26 protein-coding genes are annotated in these 25,596 nt (G+C 55.5%); 9 read left to right on the top strand and 17 right to left on the bottom strand.

Annotation, left to right across the window (positions count from 1 at the left end; all coding sequences use genetic code 11):
* Positions 1-2 precede the first annotated feature (2 nt).
* Positions 3-650 carry a 2,3-diphosphoglycerate-dependent phosphoglycerate mutase GpmB gene (gene gpmB / locus GTGU_RS08520; protein ID WP_038155771.1) on the bottom strand — a complete coding sequence of 216 codons (648 nt, stop codon included), beginning with the start codon at positions 648-650 and terminating at the stop codon, positions 3-5.
* A 53-nt stretch (positions 651-703) separates the two neighbouring features.
* Between gpmB and yjjX the strand changes: the two genes are divergently transcribed.
* Complete coding sequence (gene yjjX / locus GTGU_RS08525; protein WP_038155772.1) at positions 704-1,219, top strand: inosine/xanthosine triphosphatase; 516 nt, start codon at positions 704-706, stop codon at positions 1,217-1,219.
* Here yjjX and trpR read toward each other — a convergent pair.
* Positions 1,210-1,539 (bottom strand): trp operon repressor, encoded by a 330-nt coding sequence (gene trpR, locus GTGU_RS08530; protein WP_038155773.1) that lies wholly within the window; start codon positions 1,537-1,539, stop codon positions 1,210-1,212. The two genes, yjjX and trpR, sit on opposite strands and share 10 nt — an antisense overlap.
* A 90-nt stretch (positions 1,540-1,629) precedes the next feature.
* Positions 1,630-3,567 carry a murein transglycosylase gene (gene sltY, locus GTGU_RS08535; protein WP_038155797.1) on the bottom strand — a complete coding sequence of 646 codons (1,938 nt, stop codon included), beginning with the start codon at positions 3,565-3,567 and terminating at the stop codon, positions 1,630-1,632.
* 181 nt (positions 3,568-3,748) lie between these two features.
* Between sltY and ettA the strand changes: the two genes are divergently transcribed.
* Positions 3,749-5,416, top strand: a complete 1,668-nt coding sequence (gene ettA, locus GTGU_RS08540; RefSeq protein WP_038155774.1) for an energy-dependent translational throttle protein EttA — start codon at positions 3,749-3,751, stop codon at positions 5,414-5,416.
* A gap of 47 nt (positions 5,417-5,463) precedes the next feature.
* Here ettA and nadR read toward each other — a convergent pair whose 3' ends face one another.
* Genes nadR through serB form a run of 3 tightly spaced genes read right to left on the bottom strand, consistent with a single transcriptional unit; the run spans position 5,464 to position 9,093 of the window.
* Complete coding sequence (nadR, locus tag GTGU_RS08545) at positions 5,464-6,696, bottom strand: multifunctional transcriptional regulator/nicotinamide-nucleotide adenylyltransferase/ribosylnicotinamide kinase NadR (RefSeq protein WP_038155775.1); 1,233 nt, start codon at positions 6,694-6,696, stop codon at positions 5,464-5,466.
* Between the two features lie 33 nt (positions 6,697-6,729).
* Positions 6,730-8,112: a DNA repair protein RadA gene (gene radA / locus GTGU_RS08550; protein WP_038155776.1), complete on the bottom strand. Its 1,383-nt coding sequence runs from the start codon at positions 8,110-8,112 to the stop codon at positions 6,730-6,732.
* A gap of 9 nt (positions 8,113-8,121) precedes the next feature.
* A complete protein-coding gene (serB, locus tag GTGU_RS08555) occupies positions 8,122-9,093 on the bottom strand; it encodes a phosphoserine phosphatase (protein ID WP_038155777.1) in 972 nt (323 codons plus the stop codon).
* A 104-nt stretch (positions 9,094-9,197) separates the two neighbouring features.
* On the opposite strand from serB, the gene GTGU_RS08560 reads away from it, so the two are divergent.
* Together GTGU_RS08560 and lplA are read left to right on the top strand one after the other, a co-directional pair.
* Positions 9,198-9,845, top strand: a complete 648-nt coding sequence (locus tag GTGU_RS08560; RefSeq protein ID WP_038155778.1) for a YtjB family periplasmic protein — start codon at positions 9,198-9,200, stop codon at positions 9,843-9,845.
* A gap of 35 nt (positions 9,846-9,880) precedes the next feature.
* Positions 9,881-10,897, top strand: coding sequence for a lipoate--protein ligase (gene lplA, locus GTGU_RS08565; protein ID WP_038155779.1), 1,017 nt, complete (start codon positions 9,881-9,883; stop codon positions 10,895-10,897).
* Positions 10,898-10,955: 58 nt separating this feature from the next.
* On the opposite strand, the gene deoD is transcribed toward lplA, so the two are convergent.
* The 4 genes from deoD to deoC form a co-directional block, all read right to left on the bottom strand.
* Positions 10,956-11,675 (bottom strand): purine-nucleoside phosphorylase, encoded by a 720-nt coding sequence (gene deoD, locus GTGU_RS08570; protein ID WP_038155780.1) that lies wholly within the window; start codon positions 11,673-11,675, stop codon positions 10,956-10,958.
* Positions 11,676-11,731: 56 nt separating this feature from the next.
* Positions 11,732-12,955 (bottom strand): phosphopentomutase, encoded by a 1,224-nt coding sequence (deoB, locus tag GTGU_RS08575; RefSeq protein WP_038155781.1) that lies wholly within the window; start codon positions 12,953-12,955, stop codon positions 11,732-11,734.
* Between the two features lie 54 nt (positions 12,956-13,009).
* Positions 13,010-14,332 (bottom strand): thymidine phosphorylase, encoded by a 1,323-nt coding sequence (deoA, locus tag GTGU_RS08580; protein ID WP_038155782.1) that lies wholly within the window; start codon positions 14,330-14,332, stop codon positions 13,010-13,012.
* Positions 14,333-14,405: 73 nt separating this feature from the next.
* Complete coding sequence (gene deoC / locus GTGU_RS08585) at positions 14,406-15,185, bottom strand: deoxyribose-phosphate aldolase (RefSeq protein ID WP_038155783.1); 780 nt, start codon at positions 15,183-15,185, stop codon at positions 14,406-14,408.
* Between the two features lie 230 nt (positions 15,186-15,415).
* Between deoC and GTGU_RS08590 the strand changes: the two genes are divergently transcribed.
* Both GTGU_RS08590 and GTGU_RS08595 read left to right on the top strand, forming a co-directional pair.
* Entirely contained in the window at positions 15,416-16,954 is a 1,539-nt protein-coding gene (locus tag GTGU_RS08590; RefSeq protein WP_038155784.1) for a YjjI family glycine radical enzyme, read from the top strand.
* On the top strand, positions 16,926-17,789 hold the full coding sequence (locus GTGU_RS08595; RefSeq protein WP_038155785.1) for a YjjW family glycine radical enzyme activase: 864 nt from the start codon (positions 16,926-16,928) through the stop codon (positions 17,787-17,789). Before GTGU_RS08590 ends, GTGU_RS08595 begins: the two co-directional genes overlap by 29 nt.
* Here the strand turns inward: GTGU_RS08595 and GTGU_RS08600 are convergent.
* The 6 genes from GTGU_RS08600 to prfC form a co-directional block, all read right to left on the bottom strand.
* Complete coding sequence (locus GTGU_RS08600) at positions 17,784-19,061, bottom strand: NupC/NupG family nucleoside CNT transporter (RefSeq protein WP_038155786.1); 1,278 nt, start codon at positions 19,059-19,061, stop codon at positions 17,784-17,786. The genes GTGU_RS08595 and GTGU_RS08600 overlap by 6 nt on opposite strands.
* Positions 19,062-19,210: 149 nt before the next feature.
* Complete coding sequence (locus GTGU_RS08605) at positions 19,211-19,990, bottom strand: TatD family hydrolase (RefSeq protein WP_038155787.1); 780 nt, start codon at positions 19,988-19,990, stop codon at positions 19,211-19,213.
* Positions 19,987-21,042, bottom strand: coding sequence for a patatin-like phospholipase family protein (locus tag GTGU_RS08610; protein WP_038155788.1), 1,056 nt, complete (start codon positions 21,040-21,042; stop codon positions 19,987-19,989). Before GTGU_RS08610 ends, GTGU_RS08605 begins: the two co-directional genes overlap by 4 nt.
* 114 nt (positions 21,043-21,156) lie before the next feature.
* Positions 21,157-21,318, bottom strand: coding sequence for a DUF1328 domain-containing protein (locus GTGU_RS24475; RefSeq protein ID WP_007373037.1), 162 nt, complete (start codon positions 21,316-21,318; stop codon positions 21,157-21,159).
* Between the two features lie 126 nt (positions 21,319-21,444).
* Entirely contained in the window at positions 21,445-22,059 is a 615-nt protein-coding gene (osmY, locus tag GTGU_RS08615; RefSeq protein ID WP_038155789.1) for a molecular chaperone OsmY, read from the bottom strand.
* Between the two features lie 274 nt (positions 22,060-22,333).
* Entirely contained in the window at positions 22,334-23,923 is a 1,590-nt protein-coding gene (gene prfC / locus GTGU_RS08620) for a peptide chain release factor 3 (RefSeq protein WP_038155790.1), read from the bottom strand.
* A gap of 175 nt (positions 23,924-24,098) precedes the next feature.
* On the opposite strand from prfC, the gene GTGU_RS08625 reads away from it, so the two are divergent.
* Positions 24,099-24,365 carry a hypothetical protein gene (locus GTGU_RS08625; RefSeq protein ID WP_038155791.1) on the top strand — a complete coding sequence of 89 codons (267 nt, stop codon included), beginning with the start codon at positions 24,099-24,101 and terminating at the stop codon, positions 24,363-24,365.
* An 8-nt stretch (positions 24,366-24,373) separates the two neighbouring features.
* Positions 24,374-24,613: a DinI-like family protein gene (locus GTGU_RS08630; protein ID WP_038155792.1), complete on the top strand. Its 240-nt coding sequence runs from the start codon at positions 24,374-24,376 to the stop codon at positions 24,611-24,613.
* Between the two features lie 107 nt (positions 24,614-24,720).
* On the opposite strand, the gene GTGU_RS08635 is transcribed toward GTGU_RS08630, so the two are convergent.
* Entirely contained in the window at positions 24,721-25,272 is a 552-nt protein-coding gene (locus GTGU_RS08635; protein ID WP_038155793.1) for a recombinase family protein, read from the bottom strand.
* A gap of 107 nt (positions 25,273-25,379) precedes the next feature.
* On the opposite strand from GTGU_RS08635, the gene GTGU_RS27160 reads away from it, so the two are divergent.
* Positions 25,380-25,596 (top strand): glycine-rich domain-containing protein (locus GTGU_RS27160; protein WP_483855308.1); only part of this gene is annotated, 217 nt, incomplete at its 3' end.

Here is a 25,596-nt window from a genome sequence, read left to right on the forward strand (position 1 = left end):
CTTTAACGCTGCAGCTCATCTAACGCAGGGGCGTCGAGATGCGAGACATCCCCTGCGGTCTCAACCACCCACCCTGACGCCAGCCACGGGCTCTGCTGATAATCCACGCGGGAAATCGAACAGTTACGTAAACGCAAGCGCCGCTCGGCATAAGCCGGAAGCCCGAGGATGGTACTGACCAGGCAGCCCAGCGCCATACCGTGACTGACCAGCAACGGACGGCTCCCTTCCGGTAGTTCAAGGCAGGAAAGCAGCGCCGCCTGCATGCGGTCGCCGAGCTCCTGCATGGATTCACCATCTGGAATGCGGCCATCTGGCGTCCCGTTGACCAACTGACGGCGCCAGCCCTCTTCCTCTTCGGTCAGCGATTCAATTCTGCGCTTTTCCAGCACACCCATATCCAGCTCACGCAGGCGAGCGTCGAGCGTAACATCACATCCGCAGGCTTCGGCAATGATCTCAGCCGTGCGGCGCGTACGCCCTAAATCGCTGGAGATGATATGAGTGATGCCTAATGTTCTGGCGCGTTCACCCACCTGCCAGGCCTGTTGCTCACCTTTCTCGGTCAGCGGACTGTCGGACTGGCCCTGAATGCGTCGCTCGGCGTTCCACTGCGTTTCACCGTGGCGAACAAGGTATACCTGTAACATGCTTTTTATCCGTTATACTGCGATGACAATTTCTTTGTAATGATATCCTGATTATGCACCATGTTGTCTCAGCAACCACCAATCCTGCCAAAATTCAGGCGATTCTTGCCGCTTTTTCCGAGATTTTCGGCGAAGGATCCTGCCATATTGAAGCTATCTCCGTCGAGAGTGGCGTACCGGAACAACCGCTTGGAAGTGATGAAACGCGCGCTGGCGCACGCAATCGTGTCGACAACGCCCGACTTGCGCGCCCGGAAGCTGACTTCTGGGTGGCTATCGAAGCCGGAATTGACGAAGGCAGCACCTTCAGCTGGGTGGTCATTGAAAACCACGAGCAGCGCGGCGAAGCGCGTTCCGCCACGCTTCCGCTGCCAAAGGTCATTCTGGAGAAAGTGCTCGCCGGTGAAGCGCTGGGGCCGGTGATGTCACACTACACCGGCATTGATGAAATAGGCCGCAAAGAAGGCGCCATTGGCGTGTTTACCGCTGGCGCCCTGACCCGCAGCAGCGTTTACCATCAGGCCGTCGTCCTGGCGCTCAGCCCGTTCCACAACGCTGTTTATCGTTGAGTGTGCGGCAGTGTCTGCTCGAGCCACTGGCGCAGCTCGGCAGGTGCGGATTTCAGGCTGTTCGACCCGCGGGTGATGGTGGCAATACCCGCGCCAAGTTCGCTTTTCAGCTCGCGCTGGCTCATTTCGCCGCGCAACAGTTCCTCAATGATGCGCACGCGGGTGCCCAGCGCTTCGCGTTCATCAGGCGTCATCATCAGACTGAGCAACGGAAGGTGCAGATCGGCGCTGTACGCCTGGCGCAGCAGTTCCACAAAACGAAGCCATTCCTGATTACGCTGTTCGGTCACCGCCGCTGAATAAGGGGATTGCTGATTCATGTCAGGCCACCATGTCAGGGTGGGCAGCGAGAGTGCTGCCCACTATTTGTACTCTTCAACGAGTACAAAGCATAACATACTCCCTTCGAATCAGTAACGCTGGCGCCATTCTGAATCACTCAAAATCACCGGTTTGTCACCCATGAAATAGCGATAATAGGCGTCATAAGCCAGCACATTCTTGACGTAGCTGCGGGTTTCCGAGAACGGAATACTCTCGACAAAGGCCACTGCATCAAGGCGCCCGGCGCTGTTGCTGCGCCACGTCCGCACGCGACCAGGACCTGCGTTATAGGCCGCAGACGCATAGATGCGATTATTCCCAAACTGTTGATAGACATATTGCAGATAGCTGGTACCGATTTTGATGTTAGTTTCCGGATCAAGCAACTGGCTCTGGCTGCTGTAGCCAGGGATGTTGAACATTTTCACCGTATGGGTTGCTGTCGCAGGCATCAGTTGCATCAGGCCCGTCGCGCCGACCGGCGAGCGCACTTTCGGGTTCCAGGCGCTCTCCTGACGCGAAATGGCCATCGCGTAGCTTTGCGAAATGTCCTTATCGCTGGTGTAGCGAACATACAAGTCTCTGTATGCCAGCGGGAAGCGCTCCTGCAGGTTATCCCACAGCTTACCGGCGATGGTCGCCTGAACGCTGAGATCCCACCAGTCCCGGTCGAAGGCATAACGTGCCAGTTGCGCCTGCTCGTTCCTGGTCCTGCTACTGACCAGGTTAGCCCATTCGCTGCGGGCAGTATTATCCAGCCCCCAGTACATCAGTTCACGCACGCGCGCCATTTCCTGGCCGTTGACCAGCAACGGCGCGATGGTGCCCTCCGCCTTTTCCACGCGAAGCGGATAATCTTCACCGAGGCGCTGTGCGGCGACCATCGGGTAGAAACCGCGCTGCTGCATGAGCGAGCGCAAAATCTCTTTGGCTTCCGCGTCGCGTCCGCGCTCCATTAGCAGATCCGCCTGCCAGTAGCGCCATTCGTCTTTTTCTTTCGCGTCCATCGGCAGCCGTGACAGCCAGGTGTTGAGACCACGGCGATCACCCGTGCCGATCGCCATGCGCACGCGGCGCTCCAGCAGCGATGTGGACTGCGTACGCATGATGGCGTCATCACGCCAGCGCGCCTGCTCACTGGTGACATCATTGCCCATCAGACGCCACGCCACAATGTCGCGCAGTTCCTGCGTCTGCTCTTCATTGAGCTGTTGCGCTTGCACCAGTGACGGGATCATCAGGCGCGCGTTTTCCGCATCCTGCCGCGCGACGCTGGCAAAGGCGACTGCCGCCATCTGGCGGGTGAAATCCGTTGCACCGGTCGTGCGGGCGAAAGTCAGTACGTTCTGTGGATTGTTCGCCAGATCAGTCACCGCCGCCGCGATCGTGAGATAGTCACCCGGCATCTGCGCCGCCAGCGCTTTCACCAGCCCGGTGTTGCCCGCTTTCATCGCCAGGCGAATACGCTCCAGATACGCGAGTGGATCCTGGGTTCCTGACGCGCGCCAGGCGCTGAACAGCTTGTCACAGGCGTTCGGCTGGCTCTTGCCGGTCAGCCATAGATCTTTCGCTCCGTCCCAGGCCTCTTGCGTCTGCCCGGTACTGTATTTGGCATAGTAGTAATTACATTGCGCTTCCGTGGTTCCCGGTTTTTCCGGGCTGAAAGCCAGCAGTCCACGCCAGTCTTCCCGGCGGGCGAGTTCGTTCACAAAGCGGTTTTGCAACGTACGCGCCGGGGGTAACGTCGGGTTGGCACGCACAAAATTGGTCACGGTAATCGCGGGTTCATTCATCAGATCATCCGTGAGCTGACGGTATTCGAGATAGGGATACAGCGGATAGTCTTTCAGCGTGGGCATCAATTGGGCGACCACATCCATTTGCCGGTTATCCCATGCCTGTTTGACCTGGAGATAGCGGCCACGCTGTTCATCCAGTGAATCGGCATGCGCCAGGCTGTCTACTGTCAGCAGGCAGACGCTGGCAACCAGTAAACGGCAGGCCAGGGTTTTCGCTTTTTCCACAAGCTCTTCCTCAATATAAAAATGCAGCATCGTGCCGCTCAGGGCTTCTTTTATGCTAATAAGACATTACCGAATCCGCCATGTTCCGGACACTTTTTTACCTTGCTGGGCTTAGCCAACGAAAAAGGCTACACTTCGCCTTTGAAAACTTCCGATCAAAATAAAAGAGGCGAAGTCCAACGTGGCTCAATTCGTTTATACCATGCATCGTGTCGGCAAAGTGGTTCCGCCGAAACGTCATATTTTGAAAAATATCTCGCTGAGCTTCTTCCCTGGCGCAAAAATCGGTGTCCTTGGCCTGAACGGCGCCGGTAAGTCTACCCTGCTGCGCATCATGGCGGGCATCGATACCGATATCGAAGGCGAAGCTCGTCCGCAGCCCGGCATTAAAATCGGCTACCTGCCGCAGGAGCCTCAGCTGAACCCCGAGCATACCGTGCGTGAATCCGTTGAAGAAGCGGTTTCCGAAGTGGTGAATGCCCTGAAAGGGCTGGACGAGGTGTATGCGAAATACGCTGAACCCGACGCCGATTTCGATAAGCTCGCCGCACAACAAGGCAAGTTCGAAGAAATTATCCAGGCGCATGACGGCCATAATCTGAATGTGCAACTGGAGCGCGCTGCCGATGCGCTGCGTCTGCCGGAGTGGGATGCGAAAATCGCTAACCTGTCCGGGGGTGAGCGCCGCCGTGTGGCACTGTGCCGTCTGCTGCTGGAAAAACCAGACATGCTGCTGCTCGACGAACCGACCAACCACCTGGACGCCGAGTCCGTGGCCTGGCTGGAACGCTTCCTGCACGATTTCGAAGGCACCGTGGTGGCGATCACCCACGACCGTTACTTCCTGGATAACGTTGCCGGTTGGATCCTCGAACTCGACCGTGGCGAAGGCATTCCGTGGGAAGGCAACTACTCGTCCTGGCTGGAGCAGAAAGACCAGCGTCTGGCGCAGGAAGCGTCTGCGGAAGCCGCTCGCCGTAAATCCATTGAGAAAGAGCTGGAATGGGTACGTCAGGGTGCGAAAGGCCGTCAGTCGAAAGGCAAGGCGCGTCTGGCTCGCTTTGAAGAACTCAACAACACCGAATACCAGAAACGCAACGAAACCAACGAACTGTTTATTCCACCGGGAACCCGTCTGGGCGATAAAGTCGTTGAAGTCAGCCATCTGCGTAAATCTTACGGCGATCGCGTACTGATTGACGATCTGAGCTTCTCGGTACCGAAGGGCGCGATTGTCGGCATCATCGGTCCAAACGGTGCGGGTAAATCGACCCTGTTCCGCATGATGTCAGGTCAGGAACAGCCGGATAGCGGTACCATTGCCCTCGGCGAAACCGTGAAGCTGGCCTCGGTTGATCAGTTCCGTGACAGCATGGATAACAGCAAAACCGTGTGGGAAGAGGTCTCCGGCGGTCTGGACATCATGAAGATCGGCAACACTGAAATGCCGAGCCGCGCGTACGTCGGTCGCTTTAACTTCAAAGGCACAGACCAGGGCAAACGCGTGGGCGAGCTGTCCGGTGGTGAACGTGGTCGTCTGCACCTGGCAAAACTGCTGCAGGTGGGCGGTAACGTACTGCTGCTCGATGAACCGACCAACGACCTGGATATCGAAACCCTGCGCGCGCTGGAAAACGCCCTGCTGGAGTTCCCGGGCTGCGCGATGGTGATTTCGCACGACCGTTGGTTCCTCGACCGTATCGCGACCCACATTCTGGATTACCAGGACGAGGGTAAGGTCGAATTCTTTGAAGGTAACTTTACCGAATACGAAGAGTACAAGAAACGCACCCTCGGCGCCGATGCGCTGGAGCCGAAGCGTATCAAATACAAACGTATTGCGAAGTAATTAACGCGAAATGCCGGATGGCGCTACGCTTATCCGGCATTTCTGTCTCAGCTCTGCTCGCCCATCATCTCTTTCACCAGCTCCACGCAGCGCAGGAATCGTCCGTCGTAATCCGGCTCTTTCACATGCACAAACTCAATGTTGTTGGCCCTGAGCATCTCTACCAGTAGCGTCTGAAACTCTTTGCGATCAACCGAGCTACCAAGACTGCGCAGGCCGTCCGCTATCCATGGCGTGTTGTTTTCCAACAGGATCACCAGGTGGAAACGGTATTCATCAATCAACGCCTGCACAAAGGGGTGTTCGCGCCCTTCGTATTTTTTACAGAACGCCTGCGTGGTGACAAAATCGGTATCGACAAACGCGACTTTATTCGCATATTTAACGGCGAAATCAATGTATTGCGCGTGTCCGAGTGCAATCTTGTCGTAATCAGAATACTGCAACGCCATCTCATCGCCACCGAGGTGTGAAAAGACATAGTCGCGACCGTATTCCCAGGCGCTGGTGGTATTGAAAATATTGGCAAGTTTGTTCACCAGCGTCGATTTACCACTCGATTCGCCCCCCAGTACCGCTACCGTGCGCACGAAGAACGGTTTCACTTCCGTCGGGATGTATTCCCAGTAGCGGAACGGGTTCTCACGGATCTGCGCGCCACTGATGTTCATAAACGTGCGCTTCGGATCAATAAGTACGGTCTCCACGCCAAGATGCTTCAGGTACTGCGGCGCGTCAGACTCTTCGGAAGTGTAGATCCAGTTCGGCGTAATCCCTTTCTCTTCCATGAAAGCGTGAATGCCCCGACTCCAGACATCCCACCCATGCGGATAAGGCTCCATCCCTTCTTCATTGAAGGCATGAATACGGATGTTCTTTTGATACTTAAAGGTTTGCAGGAGCCAGCGCAGGCGGTCCGGCACCGTCGGCTGCTGCGACATCGCGCTGTCCTCGAACAGCTCGCGATCACGCGTGTCGTCATAACCCATGATGATGTGCAACTCATCGACCTGACTACAGGCGCGCTGGATCAGGTAGATATGACCAGTATGCAGCGGGTAAAACTTACCAAACACCACGCCGATGTTTTTCTCACGACGTGGAAACTCAAGCTCCAGGAAACGGTGCAGCGCTTCCAGCTTTTGCGCGCTGGGGCTTTTGATTTTGGCATTCAGCAGCTGGCTTAAATAGCCTTTGGTCATGCCGCTGGCATCCGCCACCTGCTGCAGGGTGCAGCCTTTCTGACGGATGGCGGTTTTCAGATAGTCAAATGACGACATGAATGCCCCTCTGAATTGAAGTTATGCTTTGTATTATAAGTCGTCAAAGACACTTAACGCATCAGAGAGTTTTTTCACACCAAAGACTTGCATCCCTTCCGGGACTTTTTTCGGCACGTTGGCTGCAGGTACGATCGCCCGTCGGAAACCGTGTTTTGCCGCTTCGGAAATACGCTCCTGGCCACTCGGCACCGGACGAATTTCGCCCGCCAGGCCGACCTCGCCAAAAACGACTAAATCCTGCGGCAGCGGTCTGTCACGCAGGCTGGAAACCATTGCCAGCAATAATGCCAGGTCGGCGCTGGTTTCGGTGACCTTCACGCCACCAACCACGTTGACGAAGACGTCCTGATCAGCCATTTGCAGGCCGCCATGCCGGTGCAGCACCGCCAGCAGAATTGCCAGTCGGTTCTGTTCCAGCCCCACTGCTACGCGGCGCGGATTGGCCATCATGGAATGATCCACCAGCGCCTGGATTTCAACCAGCAGCGGTCGCGTTCCTTCCCATACCACCATCACCGAACTGCCGGAGGTAATCTCATCGCCCCGGCTTAAGAAAATCGCCGACGGGTTACTGACTTCCCGCAACCCTTGCTCGGTCATGGCGAAGACACCCAGCTCGTTCACCGCACCGAAGCGGTTTTTATGGCTGCGCAGCGTACGGAAGCGGGAATCGGCGTCGCCATCGAGCAATACAGAGCAGTCGATGCAGTGCTCAAGCACTTTCGGCCCGGCCAGCGAACCGTCTTTCGTCACATGCCCGACCATCACGATCGCCACGCCGCGCGTTTTGGCAAATCGCGTCAGATAAGCCGCGGTTTCACGTACCTGCGCCACGCTGCCAGGTGATGACTGGATATCGGCCATGTGCATGACCTGGATCGAGTCGATGACCATCAGGCGTGGCTGTTCTTCATCAGCAATCAAACAGATTTGTTCAATGCTGGTTTCGGACAGCATATTCAGGTTGGTCGTTGGCAGACCGAGACGATGCGCGCGCATCGCCACCTGTTGCAGCGACTCTTCGCCGGTGACATACAGGGTTTTCATCTGCTCCGCGAGACGACACAGCGTCTGCAGCAACAGCGTGGATTTCCCCGCGCCGGGGTTACCGCCAATCAGGATCGCACTGCCCGGCACGACGCCGCCGCCAAGCACGCGGTCAAACTCTTTAAATCCGGTGGAGAAACGCGGCAGCGCTTCAAGACTGATATCTGACAGTTTCTGCACTTTCGACGGGCCAGCGCTGCCCGCATAGCCGCTCAGACGCTCATTGCGCGCCACCGTGGGCGAAGCGGCAATACGCACTTCGGTGATCGTGTTCCAGGCATGGCAGGCGCTACACTGCCCCTGCCAGCGCGGATAATCCGCACCACACTCGTTACAGACAAATGCGCGTTTCGGTGCTTTCGCCACAGAGACCTCTTACTTATGCTTCAGGCTGCCTGAGAGAATGCAGAAGATCCCCATCAGGTCAGCGTGACGGATAGACACTTCCGTCTGTTCATTGACTTTTGGTTTGGCGTGATAAGCGATACCAAGACCGGCGGCTTTGATCATCGGCAGATCGTTGGCGCCATCGCCCACAGCGACCGTTTGCCCTTCCGGAATTTCAAATTTTGCCGCCAGACGCTTCAGGGTATTGGCTTTATATTTCGCATCAACGATATCACCAATCACGTGGCCGGTGAGCTTACCGTCTATAATTTCCAGTTCGTTAGCGACCACGCTGCTGAGATGCAGTTTATCGCGTAGATATTCCGCGAAAAAGGTGAAACCGCCGGAGGCGATTGCCACATGCCAGCCCAGTGCATGCAACTTAAACACCAGTTGCGTCAGCCCCGGCATCAACGGCAAATCGTCACGAACCTGGCGCAGAATAGCAGCGTCGGCGCCTTTCAGCGTTGCCACACGGTTACGCAGGCTGGCGGTAAAATCCAGCTCGCCACGCATGGCGCGCTCAGTCACTTCCGCGACCATGTCGCCCGTACCGGCCAGTTTGGCGATTTCGTCGATGCATTCGATCTGAATGGCCGTCGAATCCATGTCCATTACCAGCAGCCCCGGACTTTTAAGGTGCGGAATTTTACCCAGCGGTGCGACGTCCAGCCCGGCATCATGCGCCAGACGCGTGGCACGCGGCGTCAGCGAACCGGCCAGACGAATAACCTGATAATCTTCCACGCACCAGGCGGAGACGATAACCATCGCTGCCCCCAGCTTGCGCTGATAGGTCGTCAGACGTTCTTTATTCAGGCCGCGGCCATACAACAGCCAGCCGCTACGGCCAGCATGATAATCAAGCGGCATGACTTCATCGCCGCTTAACGAAAGCGGCAATCCGGGCCACAGAGAGACGTCTTCAGAGAGATCGCACCAGGTCAGACTGTTCGGCATTACAGCTCCACGCATCAACAAACAGGTAAGGAAAATAACGCATGAGGCTACCTTGTAACTAGCGCTTCTGGCAACATTAAGCTGCAAATTTTCAAAGGTGGAATATGGTTCGCGCAAAACTGAAATTCCGGCTGCATCGCGCCGTGATCGTTCTGATATGTCTCGCCCTGCTGGTTGCCCTGATGCAGGGGGCCTCCTGGTTCAGTCAGAACCACCAGCGCCAGCGCAATCCGCAGCTGGAAGAGCTGGCGCGGACGCTCGCGCGTCAGGTGACGCAAAATCTGGCACCGCTGATGCGTACGGATAATCCCGATGAAAAACAGATCACCCATTTACTGACGCAGTTGACCACAGAAAGCCGCATTCTTGATGCCGGTGTCTATGACGGACAGGGCGATCTCGTTGCCCGCGCCGGGGAAGGCGTCAACGTGCGCGACCGGCTGGCGCTGGACGGTAAAAAAGCGGGGGGCTATTTTAACCAACAAATTGTCGAGCCGGTACAGGGTAAAAACGGCCCGCTCGGCTATCTGCGCCTGACGCTGGATACCCACACGCTGCCGACGGAAGCCCGCCAGGTGGATAACACCACCAATATTCTGCGTCTGATGTTGCTGTTGTCGCTGGCGATTGGCGTGGTGCTGGCGCGTACCCTGCTACGCGGCAAACGCACCCGCTGGCAACAGTCCCCTTTCCTGCTCACCGCGAATAAGTCGGTGCCGGAAGAGGATGAGAGCGAGAAGAAAGAAGGATGATAGAATCAGGGCTCGTTTCAGAAAGGAAATCTGCCATGTCGACGCTCCGTCTGCTTATTTCAGACTCTTACGATCCCTGGTTTAACCTCGCGGTGGAAGAGTGTATTTTCCGCCAGATGCCCGCCACCCAGCGCGTGCTGTTCCTGTGGCGCAACGCCGATACCGTGGTGATTGGTCGTGCGCAAAATCCGTGGAAAGAGTGCAACACGCGGCGTATGGAAGAAGATGACGTGCGCCTGGCGCGTCGTAGCAGCGGCGGCGGCGCGGTCTTCCATGATCTCGGGAATACCTGCTTTACCTTCATGGCGGGCAAACCGGAATATGATAAAACCATTTCCACCGCTATCGTGCTGGAGGCGCTTAACGCGCTCGGTGTGACAGCGGAAGCCTCCGGGCGTAACGATCTGGTGGTCAAAACACCGGACGGCGATCGCAAAGTCTCCGGCTCCGCTTACCGTGAAACCAAAGACCGTGGCTTCCACCACGGCACGCTGTTGCTGAATGCCGACCTTAGCCGTCTTGCCAACTATCTGAATCCTGACAAGAAAAAACTGCAGGCGAAAGGGATAACCTCTGTGCGCGGTCGAGTGGCGAATCTTATCGATCTGCTACCGGGGATCACCCACGAGCAGATTTGCCAGGCAGTGACCGAGGCCTTTTTCGCCCACTACGGTGAGCGCGTGGACGCGGAAATCATCTCCCCGGACAAGACCCCGGATCTGCCTAATTTCGCTGAAACCTTTGCCCGCCAGAGCAGTTGGGAGTGGAATTTCGGCCAGGCGCCCGCGTTCTCACATTTGCTTGATGAACGTTTTAGCTGGGGTGGCGTCGAGCTGCATTTTGATGTCGAAAAAGGCCATATCACCCGCACGCAGGTGTTTACCGATAGCCTTAACCCGGCACCGTTAGAAGCGCTGGCGGCACGGTTGCAGGGCTGTCTTTACCGGGCGGATATGCTGCAGCAGGAGTGCGATGCGCTGTCAGGCGATTTTCCGGAGCAGGAAAAAGAGTTGCGGGAGTTGTCGGCGTGGATTGGCAGGGCGGTGCGGTAAACAGCGCTGATCTGTAGGCCGGGTAAGGCGAAGCCGCCACCCGGCACTCACACGGAAATTACTCTTTATCGCCCAGCAGAACGGATTCCAGCGCGATTTTAATCATGTCGTTGAACGTGGTCTGACGCTCTGCCGCCGTGGTCTGTTCATGAGTACGGATATGGTCGGACACGGTGCAGATGGTCAGCGCTTTCGCACCGAACTCCGCCGCAACGCCGTAAATACCCGCCGCTTCCATTTCCACACCCAGAATGCCGTATTTTTCCATGACGTCGAACATGGACGGATCCGGCGTATAGAACAGGTCAGCAGAGAAGATGTTGCCGACGCGAGCATCAACGCCCAGCGCTTTCGCTGCATCTACCGCGTTACGCACCATGCCAAAGTCCGCGATAGCGGCAAAGTCATGATCTTTGAAACGCAGGCGGTTCACTTTGGAGTCGGTGCAGGCACCCATGCCGATAACCACGTCACGCAGTTTCACGTCCGGACGTACCGCGCCGCAGGAACCCACGCGAATGATTTTCTTCACGCCGAAATCGGTGATCAGCTCTTTGGTGTAGATGGAGCATGACGGAATACCCATACCGTGGCCCATTACAGAGATTTTGCGACCTTTGTACGTGCCGGTGTAGCCCAGCATGCCGCGAACATTGTTCACTTCGCGGAAGTTTTCGAGGAAAGTTTCGGCAATATGCTTCGCACGCAGCGGATCGCCTGGCATCAGCACGACGTCTGCGAAATCACCCATTTCTGCATTAATGTGAGGGGTAGCCATTGAGAGTTCCTTTTATTAATCCCGTTGCTAAGGGCGGGAAACCCGCCCAAAAATCATTAAAACAAGGCTTTGCCATATTCCATCGGCGAAGTGCCAAAATACGTTGCCAGCGTCTGACCGATATCGGCAAATGTTTCGCGGTGCCCCAGGGAGCCCGCTTTCACTTTTGGTCCGTAAACCAGCACCGGAATGTGCTCACGAGTGTGATCGGTACCTTTCCAGGTCGGATCGCAGCCGTGGTCAGCCGTCAGGATCAGAATGTCATCTTCACCGACAAGCTCCATCAGCTCCGGCAGACGGCGGTCAAACAGTTCCAGCCCGGCCGCATAGCCTGCGACGTCGCGACGGTGGCCCCAGGAAGAGTCGAAATCCACGAAGTTGGTGAAGACAATGGTCTTGTCACCCGCCTCTTTCATCTCTTTGATCGTGGCGTCAAACAACGCGTCCAGTCCGGTGGCTTTTACTTTTTTGGTGATGCCGCAGTTGGCGTAGATGTCGGCGATTTTCCCCACCGAAACCACCTGGCCGTCTTTCTCATCGACCAGTTTCTGCAACACGGTCGGCGCGGGCGGTTCTACTGCCAGATCGTGGCGGTTGCCGGTACGCTGGAAATTGCCCGGTTTGTCGCCGATAAACGGACGTGCGATCACCCGGCCAATGTTGTAGCCGCCTTCAGTCAGCTCTTCGCGGGCGATTTCGCACAATTCATACAGTCTGTCGAGGCCAAAGGTCTCTTCGTGGCAGGCAATCTGGAAAACCGAGTCTGCGGAGGTATAGAAAATCGGTTTTCCGGTTTTCATGTGCTCTTCGCCGAGCTGGTCGAGGATCACCGTCCCGGAAGAGTGGCAGTTGCCGAGGTAACCCGGCAGATTCGCGCGTTTCACGAGCTTATCCAGCAATTCCTGCGGGAAGCTGTTTTCCTGATCGGAGAAATATCCCCAATCAAACAGGACCGGTACACCGGCGATTTCCCAGTGGCCTGACGGGGTATCTTTCCCGGAAGAGAGCTCGTGCGCCCAGGCGTATGCGCCAATGACGTCCGCATTACCATCCAGGCCCGCAGCAATTCTCCCGGTTGAGCCTTCATGGGCTTTCGCAAGACCCAGACGGGTCAGGTTAGGCAGATTCAGTGGGCCTTTACGACCGTTGTCAGCCTCCCCTTTGGCGCAGGCTTGCGCGATATGGCCGAGGGTGTCTGAACCCACGTCGCCAAAGCGGTCGGCATCTTCCGTAGCACCGATGCCGAAGGAGTCCAGCACCATAATAAATGCACGTTTCATCAATCTTTCTCCGTACTCTATGCGCTGCAAAAAAGCGATCAGATCAGTATATCGTTATTCGGTAATGCGGCGATAGACTGTTGGTGTCTCTTTTGGTGCTGTTTCACCGACGCTAATGGCCGCTTTGACGGCTTTCGCCGCGTCCTGCCAGCGGGTTTCGTCTGTCGCGTGGATCACCGCCAGCGGACGCTGTCCGTCAATACGGTCACCCAGACGCACCATGTCCGTAAAGCCGACACTGTAGTCAATGGTGTCAGACGCCTGACGACGGCCACCGCCCATCGACACCACAGCCATCCCCAGCGCGCGGGTATCCATCTGGCTAACAAACCCTTCAGTATCAGCGTAGACTGCTTTGCTCAGCGTTGCCGTCGGCAGGTAGCTACCATAATTTTCCACGAAATCGGTCGGGCCCTTCTGCGCCGCCACCATACGGCCAAAAGTTTCTGCCGCTTTACCGTTGTCGAGCACCGCCTGCAGTTTGGCGCGCGCGTCAGCGTCATCTTTCGCCAGCTTGCCGGAGATCAGCATCTCGACACACAGCGCCATAGTGACGTCGAACAGACGCGGGTTACGGTATTCACCCGTCAGGAATTGCACCGCTTCACGCACTTCGACAGCGTTACCGGCGCTGGAAGCCAGCACCTGGTTCATGTCAGTCAGCAGCGCTGTGGTGCGCACGCCCGCGCCGTTGGCGACGCCAACAATCGCTTCAGCGAGCGCTTCTGAAAGTTCATAGGTAGGCATAAACGCGCCGCTACCGACTTTCACGTCCATCACCAGCGCATCCAGCCCTTCCGCCAGTTTTTTGGCGAGGATCGACCCGGTGATCAACGGAATGGAATCCACCGTCGCGGTAATGTCGCGGGTGGCGTAAAAACGTTTGTCTGCTGGCGCGAGGGAACTGGTCTGGCCGATAATCGCCACGCCAACGTCTTTAATGATCTCACGGAAACGGTTGTCGTCCGGGAAGATGTCAAACCCCGGAATCGCTTCCAGTTTATCGAGCGTACCGCCCGTATGCCCCAGGCCACGCCCGGAAATCATCGGGACGTAACCGCCACAGGCCGCAACCATCGGGCCGAGCATCAGCGAAGTGACATCACCCACACCGCCGGTGGAGTGTTTATCCACAATCGGACCATTCAGGTTCAGGCTCTTCCAGTCCAGAACGGTTCCTGAATCCCGCATCGCCATGGTCAACGAGACACGTTCCGGCATGGTCATATCGTGGAAAAAGATGGTCATGGCCAGCGCGGCAATCTGCCCTTCAGAAATAGTGTTATCGCGAATGCCGTTGATGAAAAAGCGAATTTCTTCATCGCTGAGTGCGTGACCATCACGCTTTTTACGAATTATTTCTTGTGCGAGAAACAAGGTAACCCCCAGGGGAAAAGAGTAGAAGGCTATTCCAGGCCGGGTAAGCAATGTGCCACCCGGCCATTAAGGCTTAATAAGCGCTTGCGCTTTTGCCGTCACCATGACCGAGCGCTTTCAGCAGGCTTGCCAGCAAGCTGGACGCACCAAAGCGGTAGTGGCGGGAATCCGCCCAGTCGGCACCGAACAGTTCGTCGGCAATCGCCAGGAATTTCTGTGCGTCTTCCGCAGTACGTACGCCGCCCGCCGGTTTAAAACCTACGGTTTTCTGTACACCCATATCGCGGATGACTTCCATCATGATGCGCGCGCTTTCCGGGGTGGCGTTCACCGGCACTTTACCGGTAGAGGTTTTGATAAAATCAGCCCCGGCTTTGATCGCAATTTCAGACGCTTTGCGGATCAACGCTTCTTCTTTCAGCTCGCCGGTTTCGATGATCACTTTCAGCAGTACGTTTGCCGCCGCACAGGCGTCTTTACAGGCTTTCACCAGATCAAAACCGACCTGTTCGTTGCCTGCGATCAGCGCGCGATACGGGAAAACTACATCCACTTCATCAGCGCCGTAAGCGATGGCTGCGCGGGTCTCCGCCAGTGCAATGTCAATGTCGTCGTTGCCGTGCGGGAAGTTAGTGACGGTCGCGATACGCACATCCGGCGTGCCCTGCGCGTTTAAGGTTTTACGCGCAACAGGAATAAAACGCGGGTAGATGCAGACAGCCGCAGTGTTGCCCACCGGCGTTTTCGCCTGATGACACAGGGCGATCACTTTCGCATCGGTGTCGTCTTCATTCAGGGTGGTCAGGTCCATCAGTTTCAACGCGCGCAGGCTGCTTGCCGTTAAGTCGGTCATGTTTATCTCCGGATTTCAATTTTCACCATGCGGGTCTGTGATAATTCTAACACTGACTCGCGATTACACATCGATCTTCATCACAGTTAGTGAAACTTACATTCATCATTGCATTTTCATAATGCGATGCAGATCACTATTTATTGCCCTTTGGGCGGAACTGGATCAAAAGTCCCGCCAGGCCTTTTACCTACAATGCCCCTCATCGCCCATGCGCCTGAGGAATCGCTATGTCTGACTCTTTTGAGCAACGTTGCCAGCAGATTGTGACCAGCTTACGTTTATCCCCCGAACAAAAACGCCATTTTTTAGCGCTGGAGGCGGAAAACGCGCTGCCCTACCCGACCCTTCCGGCAAAGGCCCGCGCGGCACTGGATGACGGGGTGATCTGCGATATGTTCGAAGGCCACGCGCCGTTTAAACCGCGCTATGTTTTGCCTGATTACGAACGCTTTCTGGCAAACGGTTCAGAATGGCTGGAACTGGAAGGCGCGAAAGATCTTGATGACGCGCTGTCACTCCTGACCATCCTCTATCACCACGTTCCTTCCGTTACCGCATTGCCGGTCTATCTCGGTCACCTTGATACGTTGCTGCAACCATATGTTAGAATTCTAACACAAGACGCGATCGATATTCGAATAAAACGTTTCTGGCGCTACCTCGACAGAACCCTGCCGGATGCCTTCACACACGTCAACATCGGCCCTGCCGACACGCCGGTGACGCGTGCCATTCTGCGCGCCGACGCAGAACTGAAGCAGACCGCGCCGAATCTGACCTTTATCTATGATCCACAAGTCACGCCGGATGATCTGCTGTTACAGGTGGCGAAAAATATCTGCGAGTGCAGTAAACCGCATATTTCCAACGGCCCACAAAATGATAAAATTTTCACAAAAGGCCAGTATGGCGTGGTCAGCTGTTACAACTCGTTGCCGCTGGCGGGCGGTGGCAGCACGCTGGTGCGCCTGAACCTGCAGCAGGTCGCTCTGCGTAGCAACAGCATCGACGATTTCTTCACCCGGGTTTTACCCTGGTATTGCCAGCAGCAAATTGCGGTGATCGATGCCCGTTGTGAATTCCTTTATCAGCAATCGCATTTCTTTGAGCATAGCTTCCTCGTCCACGAAGGGCTGATTGATCCGGGTCGTTTTGTGCCAATGTTTGGCATCTATTCGCTGGCAGAAGCGGTCAACGTGTTGTGCGAAAAAGAGGGACTTGCCGGACGCTACGGTAAAGACGAGACCGCCAACGCGTTGGGTTATCGCATCAGTGAGCAACTGGCGGCATTCGTGGAAAATACGCCGGTTAAATATGGCTGGCGGCAACGCGCCCTGCTGCACGCGCAGTCCGGCATCAGCTCTGACACCGGCACCACGCCCGGCGCTCGCCTGCCTTATGGCGACGAGCCGGATCCGGTAACGCACCTGCGCACCGTTGCGCCGCATCACGCCTGGTATCCGGCCGGGATCAGCGACATCCTGACACTGGACGAAACCGTCAAACGCAATCCGCAGGCGGTGGTGCAACTGTGTCTCGGGGCGTTCAAATGCGGAATGCGTGAGTTTACGGCGAACGTCAGCGGTAATGATCTTGTACGCGTCACTGGCTATATGGTGCGTTTGTCCGACCTTGAGAAATACCGCGCTGAAGGCTCCCGCAGCAATACCACCTGGCTTGGCGAAGAAGCGGCGCGCAATACGCGGATCCTGGAACGTCAACCGCGAGTGATCAGTCATGAGCAGCAGATGCGCTTTAGTCAGTAACATCATCCCCTTTTCCTGCGTTGACGGACCGGGGAGCCGCCTGGCGTTGTTCCTGCAGGGCTGTAATTTGCGCTGCCGGAACTGCCATAATCCGTGGACCATTGGCCGCTGCGACGACTGCGGAGAATGCGTGGCGAACTGCCCGCACGAGGCGCTCACCCTTCATGCGGGCCATGTGATCTGGCAGGAATCACGTTGTCAGCTGTGCGACACCTGCCTGCAATGTTGCCCACAGCAAAGCACGCCGATGGCGCAAACCCTGGATATGACGACCATCATTAACCACATCGTTGCCGCTGAACCGTTTATTGAGGGGATCACCGTCAGCGGCGGCGAGGCGACCACTCAACTCCCGTTTGTGGAAGCCCTGTTCCGGCGCGTGAAGCAGACACCTGCCCTGAGCCACCTGACCTGTCTTATCGACAGTAACGGCGAGCTGAGCATTGCCGGGTGGGAGAAACTGTACCCGGTATGCGATGGCGTGATGGTGGATCTTAAGGCCTGGAATGATGATCGCCACCGCTGGCTAACGGGGCGTGACAATGCGCGAATCAAAGCCAGTATCCGCTGGCTCGCACAGCATCAGCGGCTGAGCGAACTGCGCCTGCTGGTGATCCCGGAATACAATGATTATCTGGCAGCGATTGAACCGCTGAGCGCGTTTATTGCTACGCTGGGCGACGTGCCCGTGCGCCTTAATGCGTTTCATGCACATGGGTTATCTGGCGAGGCGAAAAACTGGCGTAGCGCCCGGCCAGACGACATTCAGACGCTGGCCGACGCGCTGCAGGCCAGGGGGATAACGCGGCTTATCCACCCGGCGCTGTACTTATAGTGCGAGAAACACCCCGGCGATAGTGGCGCTCATCAGGTTGGAGAGCGTTCCCGCCGCCACGGCTTTCAGCCCCAGTTGGGCAATATCATGGCGACGGTTTGGCGCCATGCTGCCCAGGCCGCCAATCAGAATGGCGATAGACGACAGGTTAGCAAAACCACACAGCGCAAAAGAGATGATGGCTTTAGTGTGAGCGGAAATCACCTGCAGACCCGCCGCCGCGACGGCAGCATCCTCTTTCAGGTATTCACCAAAGTTCATGTAAGCCACAAATTCGTTGATGATCAGCTTCTGACCGATGAATGACCCGGCAACAGTGGCTTCATGCCACGGTACGCCAATGAGCCAGGCAATCGGCGCAAACACCCAGCCAAGCAGCAGTTGCATGGAGAGTTGCGGATAGTCAAACCAGCCGCCAATGCCGGAGAGGATCCCGTTCAGCAGGGCAATCAGCGCAACAAACGCCAGCAGCATAGCACCCACGTTCAGCGCCAGTTGCATACCTGACGCCGCCCCGGATGCGGCAGCATCCAGCACGTTAGAAGGACGATCACTATCGTTGCCCTGCGTGTCGAGGTCTGGCGCATCGTTCGGGGTTTCAGTTTCCGGCAACATAATTTTGGCAAACAACAGACCACCCGGCGCCGCCATAAACGACGCGGCAATCAGATACTCCAGCGGTACACCCATCTGCGCATAACCAGCAAGCACCGAGCCCGCGACGGACGCCAGCCCGCCACACATGACCGCAAACAACTCAGAACGGGTCATGGTCGCGATATACGGACGTACCACCAGCGGCGCTTCTGTCTGCCCGACAAAGATATTTGCGGTTGCGGAAAGCGATTCGGTACGCGATGTTTTCAGTACCGCACGCAATGCTCCGCCGAGGATGCGGATCACCAGTTGCATAATGCCGAGGTAGTACAGCACAGCGATAAGTGACGAAAAGAACACAATGACCGGCAGCACGCGCAAGGCAAAGATGAAACCGCCGCCGCCAAAGAGTTCGAACATTTTGTCAGAAACCAGACCGCCAAACAGGAAGCTGATCCCTTCATTGCCGTATGCGATGACATTCGCCACGCCTTCAGACATGGCCAGCAGCACACGACGTCCGGCAGGTACATAAAGGATCAACGCACCGATGCCAACCTGAATTAACCATGCGCCCAGCACGGTACGCAGATTAATGGCTTTTCGGTTACTGGAGAGGAGCACAGCGATAGCAAGCAGCGCCACCATGCCAACGAGTCCCATGAGGATTTGCATACAGAGTCCCTGTAGATTGGATTGTGTTATCAGCGAACCCGCCGATTATAACGATCCGTTACAATCCTGCTTGTCTTATCTCACATAATTGACGCAACAATATGCGATCAATACTTGAGAATGAGATCTACATCACCTTAACAAAGCGCTCATAGTCCAGCGAATAACGCTTCCGTGTTACTAATCAATGTATTAGCAATGATTTGCGGCGGTTCGGGGCGCAATTCGCACAGGGTGGTAAATACGCGGGCCGCCTGTTCAGGGCGGTTCGGCGTCCCCTGAAAGCCATTCAGCGGCATGTCGGGGGCATCGGTTTCCAGCAGCAGTGCGCTGAGTGGCAGCCGGGCGATCACATTCCGCGTTTTACTGGCCCGCGGGTAAGTAATCGTGCCGCCTACGCCAATTTTATAGCCGAGATCGATAAACCGCTCCGCCTGTTGCAGGCTCCCGGAAAACCCATGCACCACGCCGGTTCGCGGCAAATTGTGGCGCTTAAGATGCAGCGCCAGCTTATCGTGCGTACGGCGCGAGTGAAGAATGACCGGCAAATCAAAGCGCTTCGCCAGTTTCAGCTGTTCATCCAGCAGCGTCTGCTGTTTAGCAAATTGCGGATCCTCGCGGTAAAGATCAAGACCAATTTCACCGACGGCGACCAGCTTTTCAGGCCGGGAAGCCAGCAGCGATTCCAGCGACGCCAGGCAAGCGTCCGTGTGCTGTTCAATGACAATCGGATGCAACCCCAGCGCGGCGTATACCGGCTCGTGCTGTTCCGCCAGCCGCAGCACCCCGGCAAAGCGGGACGATTCCGTTGCCGGTACGATGATTTTGCCGACACCCGATTCCGCAGCACGCCGCAGACTACGCGCTTCGTCACCGGTAAATGGCGGAAAATCGAAATGACAGTGGGTGTCGATAAAGCGGTAAGTCACGCCAGATCCTCATTATCAAAGTTCGCATCGTTGGCCTGCGGAATATCCAGCAACGGCGGAACGGTCAGCGCTTCATTCGCCACCGGTGCAGGGACAACAATGCGCGATTTGTGACGGCGCAGCGGTGGCTGCTCTGCCAGCAGTTTACCTACCGTCGCCAGGAAATAGCGCCCGCATAACCGGCCCGTTTTGTAGTCCATGCGCAGCGCCGGAAGGCGGCTTCCCAGCGCCATACTGTTCAGCGGTTTCGGCGGATAAATTTCGAAAATACGCAGTTTGCCCGGCGGCTTCTCTATAAATTTCTGCATAGCAAGATAGGAGGTTTCATGCTGCTGCACCAGATTCACCAGCGGTTGCAGGCTGCTGTCGCCCAGCCAGCGCTCCATACGCTTGAACCACTGCGGCGTGTAATACATTTGCGACGGTACGGTGCGGATCACAACGATAGTTTTCGCGCCACGCCGCGCGGCTTCCTGCACCGGGACAGCGTCGCTGATACCGCCATCCAGATAATTGACGCCATCCAGCAGTACGCCGTTGCGGTAAAAGCCGGGGATCGCGCTTGAGGCGCGGATCAGATCCAGCCAGGTTTTACTGGTCGGGGAAAAATAACTGGCCGTGTAATCATCACCCCGACAGGCGCACATATAAAACACTTTGCCGAGTTCGAACTGCCCGGCGGCGTAGTCCATCGCCAACGGCATTTTGCTGGCAGTCTCAGCCACTAGCCAGTCGAGATCAATAAGATTGCCCCCGCGCACGAAACGCATCGGGTTAAAGAATTCACGGGAGGTGGTATAGCGGGTAATAACTTTGCGGGCGTACCCCGGCTGGTTACATAAATAGGCAGAAAGGTTTTGCGCTCCGGCGGAGGTGCCAATGTAGAGGTTAAAGGGATTAAACTGCGCGCGCATAAACTCATCCAGCACCCCGGCCGTAAATATACCGCGTTGACCGCCGCCTTCACACACCAGCGCCAGCGGCCCCGGCTGAAATGACTTCACGGTTAATGGCGCGATCGTGCCAAGCGTTACGGGAATTCGCTGCCCCACCTCTGCCTTCCTGTTTTGTGTTGTTATTCCTTCACCATAACGCAGTTTATTCTCGCCTTAAACCAGTAAAGCCAGTCACAAGGACTGGCTTTTGTTACAACAGATTAACGTGTGCTATGGACGCCGGCGTCCCATAAACAGGCTCACCAGGAACAGAATGATACCGACGATAAAGACAATTTTCGCCGCACCTGCCGCTGTACCGGCCAGGCCACCAAAGCCCAGCGCGGCGGCAATTAACGCGATAACCAGGAAGATAATGCCCCAACGAAACATACGATTCTCCTTTACCATAGTAAGTGTCATACGTGGCTATGAGTGCTCAGGCGACTCACAGTAGATCGCTTTCTTGTGGTACATGCGCCCCACACACTTGTCCGGGGCGCATATTCTGAGAACTAATTACTGCACTTTGAGATCGTTCTTGACGCTCTTCACGCCATCGATCGCTTTGGCGATGCTTTCCGCACGTTCACTTTGCGCCTGGGACTCTACGGTCCCGGACAGCTGCACCACGCCATCAGTGGTTTCAACTTTCACTTTGCGCGACGGAACGATATCATCAGCCAGCAGTTTGGCCTTGATTTCACTGGTGGTCGCCGCATCACCCGCATAGCCTTTCACCGATTGTGATTTGCTGTCGCGGACGTGCAGTTTGTCGCTGACGGAAGCCACGCCTTCAACACCTTTGGCGACGCTTACCGCCTGTTCGGCCTGAGACTGGCTCTCGACGAACCCGCTCAGCGTGACGACGCTTTTCTCAGTCTTAACGGAGATATCGGTACTCTTAATCGATTCATGATCGACCAACGCGGCCTTCACCTTCGCCGTGATTGCGCTGTCATCCATGAAATTTCCGACCTTATTCATCGAACTGTCGATTTTTTGCCCTGCGTTGTCAGCAGCGGATTCTGCTTTGCTGGAGGTTGATTCAGCCAGCGCGGAACCGCTCATCACGGCAGTACCCAGCATCACTGCCAGCAGAGTTTTCGAATTTTTCAGTTTTATCATTATGATCGCTCCTGTCCTGTGGTTTCTTGCAATCAGCCAGGCTGTTGCTAAGCCGCAAAATGCGCCTCTGGTCAGCTGTTAATGTTGCGATGAGAAAATCCTATGGTTTAACAAGCTACTAAATATGATTTAGCCAGGTGATTAAACCAGTGAATTTGTCATCACAATGTTAAATATAGATCACAATTGCGTAATGCGACGGGATTTAAGAACAATCCGCAAGAGGCTAATAAAACTGGAAATAAACAGGCACGGCGGAGGCCGTGCCTGGCGGGAAGGATTAGTGTTCGCGCGTTTTACGGAACTGCACGTCAGGATAGCGCTCCTGCGTGAGGTTCAGGTTGACCATCGTCGGGGCGATGTAAGTCAGGTTGTCGCCGCCGTCGAGCGCAAGCTGAACTTCATTCTTGCGCTTGAACTCTTCGAATTTCTTCACGTCCGTGGATTCCACCCAGCGCGCAGTAGCCACGTTAACAGATTCGTAAATCGCCTCAACGTTGTACTCGCTCTTCAGACGCGCAACCACTACGTCAAACTGCAGCACACCGACCGCGCCAACGATTAGATCGTTGTTGGAAATCGGGCGGAACACCTGCACCGCGCCCTCTTCAGAAAGCTGCACTAACCCTTTCAGTAGCTGTTTCTGCTTTAACGGATCCTTCAGACGAATACGGCGGAACAGTTCCGGCGCGAAGTTCGGGATACCGGTGAACTTCATCGTTTCACCCTGGGTGAAGGTATCACCAATCTGGATAGTGCCGTGGTTGTGCAGACCAATGATGTCGCCCGGATACGCTTCTTCAACGTGGGAACGGTCGCCCGCCATAAAGGTCAGCGCATCGGAAATCACCACATCTTTGCCCGTACGCACCTGACGCAGCTTCATGCCCTTTTCATATTTCCCGGACACCACGCGCATAAACGCCACGCGGTCACGGTGTTTCGGGTCCATGTTGGCCTGAATTTTAAAGACGAAGCCGGTGAATTTCTCTTCTTTGGCTTCCACTTCACGGGTGTCGGTTTTACGCGGCATCGGCGCAGGCGCCCACTCCACCAGACCATCAAGCATATGGTCAACGCCGAAGTTACCCAGCGCGGTCCCAAAGAAGACCGGCGTGATTTCCCCGGCGAGGAACAGCGCTTTGTCGAATTCGTTAGACGCGCCCTGTACCAGCTCCAGCTCATCACGCAGCTGTTGCGCCAGATCCTCGCCGACGGCCTTGTCAAGCTCCGGGTTGTTCAGCCCTTTGACGATGCGCACTTCCTGAATGGTATGGCCTTTACCGGTCTGGTACAGGTAGGTTTCATCTTTGTAGAGATGATAAACGCCTTTAAACAGCTTGCCGCAGCCTATCGGCCAGGTGATCGGCGCGCAGCCAATTTTCAGCTCGTTTTCCACTTCATCCAGCAGTTCCATGGGATCGCGGATATCACGGTCAAGTTTGTTCATGAAGGTCAGGATAGGCGTATCGCGCAGACGGGTAACTTCCATCAGCTTACGGGTCCGGTCTTCAACACCTTTCGCCGCATCAATGACCATCAGACAGCAGTCCACCGCCGTCAGTGTACGATAGGTATCTTCCGAGAAGTCTTCGTGCCCCGGGGTATCGAGCAGGTTAACCAGGCAGTCATGATACGGAAACTGCATTACAGACGTGGTGATAGAAATACCACGCTGTTTTTCCATTTCCATCCAGTCAGACTTCGCATGCTGGCTGGAGCCGCGGCCTTTGACCGTACCCGCTGTCTGAATGGCCTGTCCGAACAGTAATACTTTTTCGGTGATGGTCGTTTTACCGGCATCCGGGTGGGAAATAATTGCGAAGGTTCTTCTCTTAGCTACCTCTGCGAGGTAGAGGGTCATTGTCATGTTCTTTTATTCCATTATGTACAACTACATGTACAAAGAAAAATTCATGCCGATGATTGTACATTTTGCTGCTGCCTGAGCATAGCAGAACCGCATTGTGAGTTCCCGCAACTTGACACTGTATAAATAACCAGTTAAATAATAATCACACATTATCTAGTCAAAGGTGGCAGCAATGTCTTCCAAAGATGAATTTTCCGGCATGCGCGAACTAACATCATTTCAGATGGATCATAGCCCTATGGGGAATCTGATTATTTTAAGATCATCCTTCATCGACACTCTCGCATCAATCGGCCTCAAAAATGCTCAGAGTTATCCCGACCAGGACGTGATGATCCGCCTCAGTATGGCGAAATTACTGGTTCAGGAGCTACAAAAACGCATTGATAGCATCGAATCACATACCGATGCAGACACAGAACACCATTTCATTATGTGAGGTGCATAATGCTCTACGTTGAAGTAACTATCGACAAAACGAAGAAATTACCTACTGGTGCGGTATCGGCGCTGGCGATTGAGCTGAACAAACGATTGCAACGCAAATACCCTGATATTGAAGCTATGGTTCGCATAGCGGGGATGGATAGGCTATCTGTCCGTAATGGGACCTCTGAGGACAAAGAAGCGATTGAGGAAATACTCCAGGAGACATGGGAAAGCGCTGACGACTGGTTTGTTCGTTAATCGTCATGTAGACTCTGCGCCGGCTGGCAACCATTCAATACTCGCACTATCGAACGATCGCCAGCCAGCCGCCGCTCGTTCTTGCATACGACGGGAGGCGGTAATCATTAATGATTAGCAGGGAATTTTTTATACAGCGTTGAAATCCCCACTCCGTACCCTTTCGATACGCTTTGCCGTGTCTCGCCTGCCATAATCATTTTCCTCATCTTCTCCCATTGTTCTGCCGTGAACTTAGGCCGACGTCCCCCTATCCGTCCTTTTGCCCGTGCAACGGCTAACCCCGCCAGCGTACGCTCGCTGTTCAGATCAGACTCATATTGCGCCGCTGACAGGATATTGCGGAAATTATAGCGACCGCTGGCCGTTTTAAGGTCCACACCATCTGTAATACTGCGGAAGTTGATACCCTTTTCCTGTAGCTGCTGGAACATTAACAACGCATGCAGCACGTTGCGACCGATCCTGTCCAGCTTCCAGACCACCAGTTCATCACCAGCCTGCATAGTGGCGATCAGCCGCTTCAGTACCGGGCGGTTCGATTTTCGCCCGCTGGCATGCTCCTCGTAAATGTGATCACATCCCGCTGACTCAAGAGCGGAGCGCTGAAGTTCGGTGTCCTGGTGGTTTGTTGATACGCGGGCATAGCCGTAAATCATGGGTATTTCTCCTGTTATGAAAACAGGAGAAACGGCGAAATGTCGCCTGGTTATCAGGAGTTATAAAAAAGGTTGGTTTAGGGGATTCGGCTTTTGGCTATAAAAACATGATTGTTTTTTCTGCGCCGGGAGTAACCAACTGGGCAGTCCCTGCTGAGTTGCAGAACGGAAGAAAATGCTATGTGGAGATCGTAGGTGGCGGTGGTGCGGGTGGTCGTGCGGCTGGCGGTGGTGGAGGTGGTGGCGGTGGTATCGCCAAGTCATTACTGGATTTATCCGGTATCACTTCGGTTCAACTAACTGTTGGCGCTGGCGGTATCCCCC

The organism is Trabulsiella guamensis ATCC 49490, from assembly GCF_000734965.1.
In the GTDB taxonomy this organism is placed as follows: Bacteria; Pseudomonadota; Gammaproteobacteria; order Enterobacterales; family Enterobacteriaceae; genus Trabulsiella; species Trabulsiella guamensis.

Coding starts and splice junctions, on each gene's coding strand:
- gpmB (WP_038155771.1), bottom strand. CDS start 650: ATGTTACAGGTATACCTTGTTCGCCACGGTGAAACGCAGTGGAACGCC.
- yjjX (WP_038155772.1), top strand. CDS start 704: ATGCACCATGTTGTCTCAGCAACCACCAATCCTGCCAAAATTCAGGCG.
- trpR (WP_038155773.1), bottom strand. CDS start 1,539: ATGAATCAGCAATCCCCTTATTCAGCGGCGGTGACCGAACAGCGTAAT.
- nadR (WP_038155775.1), bottom strand. CDS start 6,696: ATGTCGTCATTTGACTATCTGAAAACCGCCATCCGTCAGAAAGGCTGC.
- serB (WP_038155777.1), bottom strand. CDS start 9,093: ATGCCGAACAGTCTGACCTGGTGCGATCTCTCTGAAGACGTCTCTCTG.
- GTGU_RS08560 (WP_038155778.1), top strand. CDS start 9,198: ATGGTTCGCGCAAAACTGAAATTCCGGCTGCATCGCGCCGTGATCGTT.
- lplA (WP_038155779.1), top strand. CDS start 9,881: ATGTCGACGCTCCGTCTGCTTATTTCAGACTCTTACGATCCCTGGTTT.
- deoD (WP_038155780.1), bottom strand. CDS start 11,675: ATGGCTACCCCTCACATTAATGCAGAAATGGGTGATTTCGCAGACGTC.
- deoB (WP_038155781.1), bottom strand. CDS start 12,955: ATGAAACGTGCATTTATTATGGTGCTGGACTCCTTCGGCATCGGTGCT.
- deoC (WP_038155783.1), bottom strand. CDS start 15,185: ATGACCGACTTAACGGCAAGCAGCCTGCGCGCGTTGAAACTGATGGAC.
- GTGU_RS08590 (WP_038155784.1), top strand. CDS start 15,416: ATGTCTGACTCTTTTGAGCAACGTTGCCAGCAGATTGTGACCAGCTTA.
- GTGU_RS08595 (WP_038155785.1), top strand. CDS start 16,926: ATGAGCAGCAGATGCGCTTTAGTCAGTAACATCATCCCCTTTTCCTGC.
- GTGU_RS08600 (WP_038155786.1), bottom strand. CDS start 19,061: ATGCAAATCCTCATGGGACTCGTTGGCATGGTGGCGCTGCTTGCTATC.
- GTGU_RS24475 (WP_007373037.1), bottom strand. CDS start 21,318: ATGTTTCGTTGGGGCATTATCTTCCTGGTTATCGCGTTAATTGCCGCC.
- prfC (WP_038155790.1), bottom strand. CDS start 23,923: ATGACAATGACCCTCTACCTCGCAGAGGTAGCTAAGAGAAGAACCTTC.
- GTGU_RS08625 (WP_038155791.1), top strand. CDS start 24,099: ATGTCTTCCAAAGATGAATTTTCCGGCATGCGCGAACTAACATCATTT.
- GTGU_RS08630 (WP_038155792.1), top strand. CDS start 24,374: ATGCTCTACGTTGAAGTAACTATCGACAAAACGAAGAAATTACCTACT.
- GTGU_RS08635 (WP_038155793.1), bottom strand. CDS start 25,272: ATGATTTACGGCTATGCCCGCGTATCAACAAACCACCAGGACACCGAA.